A 13,125-nucleotide genomic window follows, 5' to 3' on the forward strand; every position below is an offset into this window, starting at 1 on the left:
AATGTGTATATTTGCACACTCAAATTTTTTTGAGGGTCCTTACATAAAACTTAATACTGATATAGAGATGGGTAAATCTAAGCTTTTGTTCATAACTCATGAAATGTCTCCCTTCCTTGAACTCACCAAGATCGCTGAAATAACCCGCCAATTGCCTCAGGCAATGCAGGACAAAGGGTTCGAGATCCGCATCCTGATGCCACGGTTCGGGAATATCAATGAGCGCAGGAACAGGCTGCATGAGGTGATCCGGTTGTCGGGGATGAATATCATTATTAACGATAACGATAATCCGTTGATCATCAAAGTAGCGTCGATACCGGCTGCCCGTATGCAAGTATACTTTTTGGACAACGAGGAGTATTTTCAGCGTAAGCAGGTATTTGCCGACAAGGATGGCAAGTTCTATGCAGATAATGATGAGCGTATGATCTTCTTTTGCAAAGGCGCATTAGAGACCGTTAAGAAATTAGGCTGGTCGCCTGACGTGGTACACTGCCATGGCTGGATGAGCGCTTTAGTGCCGGCTTACCTCAAAACCACTTACAAGGACGATCCAACCTTTAAGCATTCAAAAGTAATCTACTCGATCTATGATAACGAGTTCAGTGATAAGCTTGACCCTGAGTTCGCTCAAAAAGCGATCATGAGCGATATGACCGCACAGCATACCGAAGTGTTCGCTGCGGGTACCAATAATGCCCTGCATGAAGGTGCCGTAGCTTTTAGTGATGCCGTGGTATTGGCCAGCGAGAACATTGATGCTGATGTGTTAAATTATGTTAAAAACAGCCAGAAACCGGTGCTAGAATTTAATTCGACCGCGGATCTCGAAAATTATTCCAATTTTTACGACGAAATAACCAATGACGAGTTGGTGAACGTTGCATAAAGATCTGAAGTATATATGAAGTTATTCCGATCAGACTTATTGACGCTGTTGATAAGTCTTTTTATTTTAGGTGGGCTGGCAAGCTGCAAGAACCAGAGCGACGTAGGTTTGCCTTTGGGCAGCCAGGAGCTTAGCGGTACCTTGTTAAGCTACGACGATATAACGATCAAGACCGATACGGAGAATACCAATTTGGATGTCAATGCAGAGAGCAGCAATGGCAAGATGCCTTTAGCATCCTTTGTAGATAGCCGGATTGGTACCACTACCTCAAATGTGGTCACCGGCATCACTTTGCCAGGCAATGTAGCCTATACCAAACCAAGTGGTACGGTCACTACCGATTCGGTAGTGATGGAGTTACGATATGCCGACGGTTTTTACGGTGATTCACTTAACTCCAGATACAGAGTGAATGTTTACCAACTGACCAATAAATTACAGGCAAGCACATTAGACGGCTATTACAGTGGTCAGCGTAGGCCACATGAGTCAGCCAACCTGATCAATACCGCTAAGGCCGGACCGTTCAACATTCGTCCTAAAACGAGTGTGAAGATCCAAAACATCCTTAAGGGTAAGGCGGATAAGGATTCATTAGCTACTCCTCAATTGCGGGTGTCTTTGGATCCTGCATTTTTTGCCAGCAGGGTGTTCAATCCTACTACTACGTCTTCTGTGGCAAATTTCCAAAATTCACTTAAAGGTCTTTATATTTCGTTACAACGCAATAACACCACTGAGACGGGTGGTTCAGCTATGCTCGATATAACCAACTGTAACATTAAAGTATACTACCGCGCTGATACCGCCGGCACCATTGACACCAACTCGGTGACGCTACCTTTTGCAGGCTCGGTCACTGAGATATCACATACCTACACAGACGAAGTGACCAAGGCCATGGCGGCTGGCGTGACCAGCAATGACGTGTTCTACATTCAGGGTAATGCCGGCTTACGTGCTAAGATCGCGTTCCCAAGCCTGAAAACTATATTCGGTACCACGCCGATCAGTTCGATCGCCATCAACCGTGCCGAGTTAGTGATCACACCAGTGGCGGGTACTGATGTGCCATTTGTACCTTTACCTCAATTAACGCTCTACCGGCTCGACCTGACCAAGCAGCGCAGGCAGATACCTGATGGTGCGGTGACCACTGGAGGTCAAGCATTAGATGCGCGCTTCCTTGGCGTACCTCAGTTCGGCGGCAACTACGTTAAGTCCACTAAAGACTATCACTTTTTAGTGACCGGTTACATCAGCGATCTGATACGTGGTAAAACAACTGATTACGGTACTTATTTGGGAGCCATTGATACAGTGAACCGAAACAAAGGAACTACCGCCACGGTAGATTACCTGCCAACTGCAGCTACATCGGCAAGGCTCATTGCGGTGGGTAGTAATAAGTCCTCGCAGTACAAGATCAAGCTCAACATTATTTACACCAAAAATAATTAACGATATGAACCCCGGCTTGCCGGGGTTTTTTATTGGGATACAATAGTATATTTGGCAACTTTTCGTTTAGTGTAAATAACTGATCACAGGCGATAAGGATCGAATATATCACAATAATTAGCTCATATGTGCGGAATAGTAGGTTATGTAGGCTTTCGAGATGCCTACCCCATCGTTATAAAAGGATTACACCGTTTGGAGTATCGCGGATACGATAGTGCGGGTGTGGCCTTGTACGATGATGAACTTAAAATATATAAAAAGACAGGTAAGGTAAGCGACCTCGAGAACTCTGTAGAAGGTGTGGAGATGAAAGGCTCCATTGGCATGGGCCATACCCGCTGGGCCACCCACGGTGCACCAAGTGACCGTAACTCTCACCCTCATACGTCGGGTGATCAAAAGCTGACCATCATTCACAATGGCATTATCGAGAATTATGCCGTATTGAAAGAGGCCTTGCTGGCCAAAGGGCACGAGTTCAAGAGTGATACCGATACCGAAGTGCTGATCCACTTTATTGAGGACATACAGAACGAGACCGGACTGGAATTACGCGAGGCCGTGCGCATAGCGCTGAACAAAGTGGTAGGTGCCTATGCGATCGTGATCATGAGCGTAGACGAGCCTGATCTGATGATCGCGGCCCGTAAAGGCAGCCCAATGGTGATCGGTGTGGGTGAGGGCGAATACTTCGTGGCTTCTGATGCTACGCCGATAGTGGAGTATACCAAAAATGTGATCTACCTGAACGATAACGAGATCGCCTACATCAGGCGTGATGACCTGCTGGTCAAGAACATCGATAACACCATACAGACCCCATATATCCAACACCTTGAATTACAACTCGAGATGCTGGAAAAGGGCGGTTACGAGCATTTTATGCTCAAAGAGATATACGAGCAACCCCGATCCATACATGATTGCTTGCGTGGTCGTATCTATCCAGAGAGTGGGTTAGTGCAGTTGGGCGGTATCAAAGAATACACCGAGAAGCTCAAGAACCTTGACCGTATCATCATCGTGGCCTGTGGTACCTCATGGCATGCCGGCCTGGTTGGCGAGTACCTGATTGAAGAATACGCGCGTGTACCGGTCGAAGTGGAATATGCTTCGGAGTTCAGGTATCGTAACCCGATCATCACAGAAAAGGACTTGGTGATCGCCATATCACAGTCGGGTGAAACGGCAGATACTATGGCCGCCATTGAACTGGCTAAAGAGAAGGGTGCTACCATTTTTGGCATCTGTAACGTGGTGGGGGCGTCTATACCGCGTATCACGCATGCAGGTGTATATACCCATGCCGGTCCGGAGATCGGGGTGGCATCTACCAAAGCCTTTACGGCTCAGGTGAGTGTGCTCACGTTGATCGCGTTCTACATAGCACAGCAACGAGGCACTATAACCCGCAATAAACTGATCGAGAACCTTACCGAACTGAATCAGATACCTGCCCTGGTAGAGAAAGCGCTGGAGGCCAACGAACACATCAAACAGATCGCTGCCAAATTTAAGGATAGCAGCAACTGCTTGTTTCTGGGTCGTGGCAGTTCGTTCCCGGTAGCGTTGGAAGGCGCCTTGAAACTTAAAGAGATATCCTACATCCATGCTGAGGGTTACCCGGCCGCCGAGATGAAGCACGGTCCTATAGCCCTGATCGATGCCGATATGCCGGTAGTGGTGATCGCAACCAAGCATTCATCGTATGAGAAGGTGATCAGCAATATACAAGAGGTGAAAGCCCGCGGCGGACAGATCATTGCCATTGTTACCGAAGGCGATACCGAGGTGCGCAACATGGCCGATCACGTGATCGAGATACCGCCAACAGCCGAGCCATTCGTGCCGCTGCTGGCCACCATACCATTGCAACTGTTATCATACCACATTGCGGTGATGCGTGGCTGCAACGTAGATCAGCCCCGTAACCTGGCCAAATCGGTAACGGTAGAGTAAAGCTGAACAGCGTTTTATTTACTGACATCATTAAAGCAGGACCCAGGTCCTGCTTTTTTGTTGGTGCGTGATATGTTCAGTAGGGTTGATCACGTTACAATGATCAAATAATATTAGTTTTGGGTCATGACCATCAAGCGTCTTTTTTTAGCCTTATTGTTATTGGTAGGCCTCAGTGCCGGTGCACAAACCATCCGTAACGATCAGTATATTATCGGTACTGTTGATACCTTACGCTCGCAGATATTGAACGAGACCCGCAACATTGGCATCTATGTGCCTAAAGGTGCAAATGATAGCTCCTTCGCCAGGAAACGCTACCCGGTGGTTTACCTGTTAGATGGCGATTCGCACTTTATGTCGGTTGCCGGTATGATACAGCAATTAAGCCAGGTGAACGGCAACACCGTACTGCCTGAGATGATCATCGTGGCCATCCCCAACACAGACCGCGTACGCGATCTGACGCCGACGAACTCATTAAGCTACATGGGAAAAAATGAGCCGGGCTTTAAGACCTCAGGTGGCGGTGAGAGCTTCCTGCAATTCATGCAAAAGGAGTTAATGCCTTACATTGACGCCAAATACCCTACAGCGCCTTACAAGATGCTGATCGGGCATTCCTTCGGCGGGCTTACGGTCATGAATGCGCTGATCAACCATACGGATATGTTCAACAGCTATGTGGCTATTGACCCTAGCATGTGGTGGCATGATCAAAAGCTGCTGAACGAGTCGGTAGCGGCGTTCAAAGATAAGCGTTTTGCGGGCAGGTCATTGTTCATCGGCATAGCCAACACCGCGCGCATGGATACCTCACGCGTGCGGCGTGACACATCGGTCAAGACCCTTCATGAGCGGTCGATCTTAAGGTTGAAAGAGATCCTGCAAAGCAACGCCGGTAACCAACTGCAGTTCGCCAGTAAGTACTATCCAAATGATGATCACGGTAGTGTGCCGTTCATTGCCGAGTATGATGCCTTTCGCTTTATCTTCAAAAATTATCCTGTACCTGCGGCCTTGCAGGCGCAGCTGACCGACCCCACCACGGGCACGCTACCTGTAAAGGCGCTTGCCGAGCATTACCGCGATCTATCGCGCCGAATCGGCTACACCATTAACCCTCCCGGAGATAAGATCAATGAGATAGGGCATTATCTGCTCAAGAATGAAACGGCCGACAAAGCTTTCAGCCTGTTCATGCTTAACATCAACAATTATCCTAACAGCGCACGTGTTTATGCGGCCATGGGCGACTATTATGCCTTTAAAAAGAACAACGCTAACGCTATGTTGTATTATCGTAAGGCCCTTACCTTGAAAAAGGATAAAGAGATCGAGGATAAACTGGAAGCGCTGATGCCAAAGAAATGACCGGCCGCCACATCAACTGTTGTGATGCGCTTGTTATAGGGAAGCTGCTGACAGATATCCCGCAGATTTTGCCCATATTTAACCTTTACTAAACAAACTACCAGCAGTTGATCGCTTTGAACGTTATCAGGTCGGCCAGTACGATCGTTTTATTAGCCAGTGTGATACCGCTGATCCGCAGTGATCATTGGACGTTCAGGGTGTTCGAGTACCCACGGCTGCAAAAGCTGTTCCTGAACGCAGTGCTTATGGCACTCATGCTCACGGTATACTTTCCGCATACCGTTTTTGATACGGTGCTGCTGTCGGCGCTCGCGGTCAATCTGGTGTATCTGGGCTACCTGGTGCTGCCGTTCACGGTGTTGGCCAAAAAGCAGCTGGTATCGAGCACGCGACCGGCCGACGATAACAACATCAAGGTGCTGATCGCCAATGTATACCAGGATAACCGTCGCTCCAACGCTTACCAGCAACTGATCGATCAGTGCACACCCGATGTGATCCTGATGGTGGAGACCGATACCTGGTGGGAGCAGCAAATGGCCACCATTGAGACCAATTACCCGCATCAGATCAAGATGCCGCTCAATAATACTTACGGCATGTTGCTATACTCGCGCCTGGAACTGGCAGATGGCAGCGTGAACTTTTTGGTAGAGGACGACATCCCATCCATCGAGGTGAACGTGAAGCTGCGGTCGGGACAGTTGGTCAAATTATATTGCCTGCACCCAAAACCGCCGGTACCGCAAGAGAATCCACGTTCTACCGAGCGCGATAAGGAGATACTGATGGTAGCCGAAAAGGCTAAACGGTCAGACCTGCCGGTCATGGTGATGGGCGATCTTAATGATGTGGCCTGGAGCTATACCACCGAGCTGTTCTGCAAGATCAGCGGATTGCTTGACCCAAGGCGTGGACGGGGTTTCTTCAACAGCTTCAATGCTAAATACTTTTTCCTGCGGTTCCCGCTCGATCACATCTTTTGCTCAACTGATTTTTCGCTTACCTCGATCAGGCGTATGCCGCATTGCGGATCCGATCACTTCCCTATGTGCGTTAACCTGCGTTATACACCAGCCGCGGTGAATCGTAATGAGGAACTGGAAGTAACGGCCGAGGATCAGGAACTAGCCCGCGAAAAGATCAACGCTGATACTGATACCGAATAGAGCTGGACAGGTAAGCAGCTTTCGTAATTGTTTATAACTGCTGATCAGGATGTTGAAAATTAACATCCATCCAACGTCAACTTTAAATGGGTAGGCTTGTTTTGTACCATATTCAATCCTATTAGATACTAAAGTAACGAGAACATGGGCAAACCAGTTACCAGCAACCCAACCGACCTGCAAAAATTCATTGACAAGTTCGAGCCTGAAAAATTTAAGATGATGGCCGACGGTATCGAGATCAGGGGGATCAGCAACATACACCGCACCATCAACGAGGCAAAACTCCTGATCGACCGGCTGAAACTGAACCTCACCATTGTGCACCGGGCCGAAATGATGTCGTGCCGGGCCTTTGAGGTCACCACCGCACCTGCCGCTTAATACAAACACAATGAGGCCTTATCCTGAACGGATAAGGCCTTTGTCGTTCAAATGGACCTGCGTTAGCGGCATATTTCCGTTGCCCCGTTCATTTCTTAATGTACATTATGTGCAGGCCTTAGCTGCGGCCATACATTTGTATCAACAAACTTAAACATACCATGAGCGAACTTACCTTAACAGACGGCACCAAGATCTACTATAAAGACTGGGGCACCGGACAACCGATCGTTTTTCATCACGGCTGGCCATTATCAAGTGATGACTGGGACCTGCAAATGATGTTCTTTTTACAGCAAGGCTACCGCGTGATCGCGCATGATCGCCGGGGGCATGGCCGGTCGGCCCAGGTAGCTACCGGGCACGACATGGATACTTACGCGGCCGACGTGGCCGAGTTAGTGGCACACCTTGATCTGAAAGACGCTATACACGTAGGCCACTCTACTGGTGGCGGCGAGGTGATCCGTTATGTGGCCAAGCATGGAAAAGGCCGCGTGGCCAAAGCGGTACTGATCAGCGCCGTGACACCGATCATGGTGCAGAACGAGAATAATCCTGATGGTGTGCCGATAGCCGTATTTGACGAGATACGTGAGAATACCGGCAAGAACCGGGCACAATACTTTAAAGATTTTCCACTTCCGTTCTTTGGTTACAACCGCGAGGGTGCCAAGGTATCACAAGGCATCATGGATAACTGGTGGCGCCAGGGCATGATGGGCAGCATTAAAGCGCATTACGATTGTGTGAAGGTGTTCTCGGAGACCGACTTTACCGAAGACCTGAAAAGCGTGGATGTGCCAGTGCTGATCATGCACGGCGAGGACGACCAGATCGTGCCTTACACCGTTACCGCTTTAAAGGCCGCCAAATTGGTGAAGAATGGCAAGCTGATCACCTACCCGGGCTTTCCGCATGGAATGCCAACCACCGAGGCCGATACCATTAACAAGGATCTGCTGGAGTTCATCAGGTCATAACCGACTTATATATTCATTGCAAAGAGCCGCTGCCTTATTAGGTACCGGCTCTTTTTTATTGAGGGAAAGACAGCCCGTGAAGACATTGATCGATCCTTCATTGCCGAATGTTTTGGTACATTAGGGGCAACAGATCTTCATATGACCCCTAACTTATTTCGCTTGTATTTCTTTTGCTGTATAACGATGGCAATTAACGTATCAGTGTTCGCACAAAAGAATGATCTTTATGTTGAACCTAAGCTCGCTAACGATAAAGGCATAAATCCATACAATTACGACAATAAGATCTATGTGGACGGTAAGACCTACGTGTACGAATATTACATCGTTAAAGGCAAAGACACTCTTAAATATGCGATCGCGAACGGTACCGATGGGGCCAGGTCATGGCGTTATGTACCCAAAACGCAAAGGGACAGTAATACCGTTGAATATTTGGGCATCAAGACATTGGGTAAAGTAGGGCCTATTATGATGGAGAACGCCAATTACAAGCAAACAGAGTTGTTCCTGTTTCATTATAATGCTGATCTTAAACCTTTGGAGACCGAGCTAACGGGCGTGATCGAGAACAAGGAGAACATCTGGCTGCATCCTTTCCGCTTTCATGCGCTCGAGATCCTGCAGTTATCTCCCTTTCCCTACGTCAAGCTGCCGCTTACAACAGGCCAGACTTACGACTGGAATTTAGACATCGGCGAAAAGTGGCCGGAGTTCAAAGCCTTTGACTGGAAGGGTAAGCTCACCCTTAATTGTAGATATACGGTGCAAGGCAAGGAAACACTCACCTTACCCATTGGAAGGGTTCAAGCTGCCAAAGTTGAAGGCGTTGCTGATACCGCGAGCGGCCGCAGTTCTTTGGTCTCTTACTTTAACGATAAGTACGGTTTTGTAAAACTGATATACCACAATTTAGATGGGTCAACCATCATCATGACGCTTAAGCAGGTCAAATAACTTTTATCAGAGCTTTCTCACACTACCGCAAGGCTCTTCCTTGGGTTGTTAGTAGAATAGACCTGCCTTCCGACCAAGATCGGGACGCTTGTGGTAGCGTACACATTTAGATCACCAACCCCAAACTTAGGGCCGGTATCGTCATCGCACCTCGTTCTCCCAAGACTTATCAAACATCATCCATAACTCACATCCGGCCGGCTTTGTCAGCATTATCACATCATTAGTAGTTTCGTTTCCAAACATTTTGTTGATGGTGTAGCTTCGTGTAAATAATACAACATTAACCCTACACTACTATGGATCTTCAACTAAAAAACAAGACCGCTTTGGTGAGCGGTTCTACCGCAGGCATCGGTTATGCCATTGCCAAACTACTGGCTGCCGAAGGGGTTACCGTTTGGGTGAACGGCCGTACCGCCGAGCGCGTGAACGCTGCTGTAGACCAGATCAAACAAGAGACCGATAATGCCAATGTAAGCGGCATAGTGGCCGACCTAAGCAAAGCCGATGATGTTGCCGCATTGGTAAAGCATGTACCACAGGTAGATATACTGATCAATAACGTGGCCATATTTGAGGCCAAAGCGTTTGCCGATATTCCTGACGAGGACTGGTTCAAATTTTTTGATGTGAACGTGATGAGCGGCATCCGTTTAAGCCGCGCTTACTTTGATGGCATGCTACAGCGCAATTGGGGCCGTATCATTTTCATCTCCAGCGAGTCGGCGTTGCAGATACCTGAAGAAATGATCCACTATGGCGTGACCAAGACCGCACAGATCGGTGTGGCCCGTGGACTAGCCGAACTGACGCGCGGCACCGCCGTTACGGTGAACACCGTGCTGCCTGGCCCTACCTTATCTGAAGGGGTGGGTGGTTTTGTGAAGCAACTGGCTACCGACCAGAACAAGACCGAAGACGAGGTTAAGACCGATTTCTTCAAGACCATGCGGCCTACCTCCATCATTCAGCGCTTTTTAAGTACCGATGAAGTGGCCAACACGGTGGTATACCTGTCAAGCCCGCTGGCATCGGCCACTAACGGCGCATCCATCAGGGTAGAAGGTGGCTTATTAAAGACCGCCGTTTAACATTTTCCTATACCTACATTTTTAAATACTATGGAATACAGACAACTGGGTGCATCGGGTTTGCATGTACCTGTATTGAGTTTTGGTACCGCGACATTTGGCGGTGGCAACGAATTTTTTAAGGCCTGGGGCAGTACCCAGGTAGATGAAGCTAAACGTTTAGTTAACCTGTGCTTAGATGCCGGCGTGAACTTCTTTGATACCGCCAATGTTTACTCGCACGGTACATCTGAAGAGATATTGGGCCAGGCGCTGGAAGGTTTGCGTAACCAGGTGCTGATATCCACCAAGGCTACCTTCCCTATGGGTAGCGGCCCTAACGACTCTGGTTCTTCGCGCATACACTTGATCCAGCAGGCCGAGAATAGCCTACGCCGTTTAAAGACCGACCATATCGACGTTTATCACCTGCATGGTTTTGATGGCAACACACCCATTGAGGAAACGCTTAAGGCCCTTGATGATCTGATCACCGCAGGTAAGGTGCGCTACATCGCTTGCTCTAATTTTTCGGGCTGGCACTTGATGAAGTCGCTGTCCATCTCTGAGCGTTACGGCTGGGCGCGTTATGTGGCGCACCAGGCATATTACTCACTGCTCGACCGCGAATTTGAGTGGGAACTGATGCCACTTGGTATCGATCAAAAGGTGAGCACCATTGTATGGAGTCCACTGTCATCAGGCCGTTTGGGCGGTAGGTTCCGCCGTGGCACACCGGTACCGGCCGATAACCGGATCAGCCAGGGTGGATCGCACGGTCCAGCTACCAACTTTGAGCTGTTGTACAAGATCGTTGATGCTTTGGATGAGGTGGCCGAGGAGACCGGTAAGAGCGTTCCGCAGATCGCCTTGAACTGGTTACTGCAACGCCCAACCGTTGCCAACATCATTATCGGTGCGCGCGATGAGGCTCAACTGAAACAGAACCTTGACGCCGTGGGCTGGAACCTGACCACCGACCAGGTAAAAAAACTGGACGCCGCCAGCGACCGCGATGTGATCTATCCGTATTGGCATCAGCGCCAAAATACCAAACTGAATCCGCTGCCTAAGTTCTATTAAGCAGCTATCGCCTGCCGGCAGCCCAAAGCACAGCATTTAAAAAGAGCTGCCGGTAGGCTTTATTATTCAGTAAAGCGGGCGAGTGCCCCATGAAGATATAGACGTTACGGGCCGAATAATGCGGATTGGTCCATACCACCGGGTGATCACCCATGGTGATCTTTGATGCAGGGCGGTAACTGTCTTCATTCACCGTGGCCAGCACGTGCACATTGGGCCTCGGGCTTTTATCGTAGGTGTACCATTCCTCTTTAGCGATATTGAATGGTGATGGCAACCCCTTCATCACCGGGTGCTGTTGGTCCTCAACCTTCACTTGTCCATCGGCAAAGTCAGCAATGTAGCTTTTAAATTTGATGCCCCCCATAAAGGTGGAGAACCAGTTCCACATTGGGTAACCATCAAAATCGCCAAGAAGTGTAGCATGATGAAAGCCTACCCAGCCACCTTTACCTTCATCGATATACTTTTCAAATGCCGCGGCCGCAGCCGGCTTCCATCTATAAGGCGGATAGTCCAATTGAATGATCAGTTGATAGCCGTTCAAAAAAGCGTCGTTGATCTTGTCGGTATTTTGCACCTCATCCAGCACAAAGTTGTGCACGTGGGCCTGTTCGTGGAGCCATTTCAAAGCAGCCTTCGAAAATTGGAGATGGTGTCCGCCATTTTCGTATAGTACAAGTGCCTTAAAAGCCTTTTTGCTTTGCGCGCTAGCTACCAAGGCTATGCAGCTTACCCATACCAAAAGTATAAGCCGTTTCATTTGCTCAAGACCTTGTTCAAGAAGCCGGTGATGTAGTTCACTGTGGGGGTGAACCATGGCTCAAAAAGGCAGAAAGTATGTGGAGCCCCTTCAAAGGTGTGTACCTCACTGTAGATGTGGTTACGGTCGAGGATGTTGATATAGTCCTGACGCCCGGCGTGCATACGGTTAACACCGCTGTTGATGAATAGGGTTGGAGGTGTATCGGCGTCAACATAGGTCAGTGCCGAAGCTTGCTTCCAAAGGTCTGGGCGCTCGTCCTTGCTATACCCGAACCAGTAAGTACCCGATGAGGTCGACCGGCTATCATCGCCTTCGCCAGAGTCAGAATGGATGAAGGCCAGGATGCCATCGATATCCACAATAGCCTGCACGTTGGTAGTATGGCGTGCTAAAGCCGGGTCGGCGCCAATGTCGAACACCTTATTATGACCGGTGGAACCCAGCAATGCGGCCAACTGTCCGCCTGCCGAAAATCCGGCCACGGCCATGCGGGTAGTGTCTACTTTGTATTTAGGGGCGTTGGCTTTGATCCAGCGCAAGGCGTTCTTAAGGTCCCACACGGCGGCAGGGTATAAAGCCTGGGTCGATAAACGGTAAGCCGGGGTAAAGCAAACATAGCCGCTGGCCGCCAGCCTTGCGGCCAATGCATGATGCTGCGAAGGGCTACCGCTGCGCCAGCCACCGCCATGCACCATCATGATCGCCGGGAGCGCTTTGCCCACCTTGGTGGGTGTAAAGATATCGACCTTTAATGGCTGACCATCGGCCATCACATAAGTAACGTTCCTGATCGCTTTAACACCTGCAGGCAGGCTATCGGGCACCATGCGGGCATCCTTGAACTGCTTGGGCAGCTTCACATAAGCACTGAAGTTGGTAAAGCTGGTATCGGGCTTTTTGGTGATACCGCTGGTGCGTTGCGCATAGGTGTTTACGGCAAAACCCAGGGCCATAAAGGTCAGGATGTATCTGTGCATGCCTAAAGTTAGCTATTCCGGGCGATCAACTGTAG

General features: G+C 49.2%; 12 protein-coding genes. 10 read left to right on the plus strand and 2 right to left on the minus strand.

The genetic code is table 11. From position 1 onward, the window contains the following. The first annotated feature begins 67 nt into the window (after nucleotides 1–67). The 10 genes from LLH06_RS03560 (at nucleotide 68) to LLH06_RS03605 (ending at nucleotide 11,347) form a co-directional block, all read left to right on the plus strand. Nucleotides 68–892, plus strand: coding sequence for a glycogen/starch synthase (locus LLH06_RS03560; protein ID WP_228171889.1), 825 nt, complete (start codon nucleotides 68–70; stop codon nucleotides 890–892). A 48-nt stretch (nucleotides 893–940) separates the two neighbouring features. Continuing rightward, nucleotides 941–2,356, plus strand: a complete 1,416-nt coding sequence (locus LLH06_RS03565; protein ID WP_228171890.1) for a DUF4270 family protein — start codon at nucleotides 941–943, stop codon at nucleotides 2,354–2,356. A 126-nt stretch (nucleotides 2,357–2,482) separates the two neighbouring features. Beyond that, nucleotides 2,483–4,318, plus strand: coding sequence for a glutamine--fructose-6-phosphate transaminase (isomerizing) (gene glmS, locus LLH06_RS03570; RefSeq protein ID WP_228171891.1), 1,836 nt, complete (start codon nucleotides 2,483–2,485; stop codon nucleotides 4,316–4,318). 126 nt (nucleotides 4,319–4,444) lie between these two features. Next, a complete protein-coding gene (locus tag LLH06_RS03575; RefSeq protein ID WP_228171892.1) occupies nucleotides 4,445–5,692 on the plus strand; it encodes an alpha/beta hydrolase-fold protein in 1,248 nt (415 codons plus the stop codon). A 116-nt stretch (nucleotides 5,693–5,808) separates the two neighbouring features. After that, the gene (locus tag LLH06_RS03580; RefSeq protein ID WP_228171893.1) at nucleotides 5,809–6,864 is read left to right on the plus strand and encodes an endonuclease/exonuclease/phosphatase family protein; all 1,056 of its coding nucleotides are present in this window, start codon (nucleotides 5,809–5,811) and stop codon (nucleotides 6,862–6,864) included. Between the two features lie 144 nt (nucleotides 6,865–7,008). Then, a complete protein-coding gene (locus tag LLH06_RS03585) occupies nucleotides 7,009–7,248 on the plus strand; it encodes a hypothetical protein (protein WP_228171894.1) in 240 nt (79 codons plus the stop codon). 161 nt (nucleotides 7,249–7,409) lie between these two features. Beyond that, entirely contained in the window at nucleotides 7,410–8,231 is an 822-nt protein-coding gene (locus LLH06_RS03590; protein ID WP_228171895.1) for an alpha/beta fold hydrolase, read from the plus strand. A 186-nt stretch (nucleotides 8,232–8,417) separates the two neighbouring features. Next, the gene (locus LLH06_RS03595; protein WP_228171896.1) at nucleotides 8,418–9,191 is read left to right on the plus strand and encodes a hypothetical protein; all 774 of its coding nucleotides are present in this window, start codon (nucleotides 8,418–8,420) and stop codon (nucleotides 9,189–9,191) included. Between the two features lie 299 nt (nucleotides 9,192–9,490). Next, nucleotides 9,491–10,285: an SDR family NAD(P)-dependent oxidoreductase gene (locus LLH06_RS03600; protein WP_228171897.1), complete on the plus strand. Its 795-nt coding sequence runs from the start codon at nucleotides 9,491–9,493 to the stop codon at nucleotides 10,283–10,285. A 30-nt stretch (nucleotides 10,286–10,315) separates the two neighbouring features. Beyond that, nucleotides 10,316–11,347: an aldo/keto reductase gene (locus LLH06_RS03605; protein WP_228171898.1), complete on the plus strand. Its 1,032-nt coding sequence runs from the start codon at nucleotides 10,316–10,318 to the stop codon at nucleotides 11,345–11,347. A 4-nt stretch (nucleotides 11,348–11,351) separates the two neighbouring features. On the opposite strand, the gene LLH06_RS03610 is transcribed toward LLH06_RS03605, so the two are convergent. Beyond that, nucleotides 11,352–12,110 (minus strand): ThuA domain-containing protein, encoded by a 759-nt coding sequence (locus LLH06_RS03610; RefSeq protein WP_228171899.1) that lies wholly within the window; start codon nucleotides 12,108–12,110, stop codon nucleotides 11,352–11,354. Continuing rightward, nucleotides 12,107–13,090, minus strand: coding sequence for an alpha/beta hydrolase (locus LLH06_RS03615; RefSeq protein WP_228171900.1), 984 nt, complete (start codon nucleotides 13,088–13,090; stop codon nucleotides 12,107–12,109). Before LLH06_RS03615 ends, LLH06_RS03610 begins: the two co-directional genes overlap by 4 nt. Nucleotides 13,091–13,125 lie beyond the last annotated feature (35 nt).

Origin of the sequence: Mucilaginibacter daejeonensis (genome assembly GCF_020783335.1) — a bacterium.
Classification (GTDB): Bacteria; Bacteroidota; Bacteroidia; order Sphingobacteriales; family Sphingobacteriaceae; genus Mucilaginibacter; species Mucilaginibacter daejeonensis.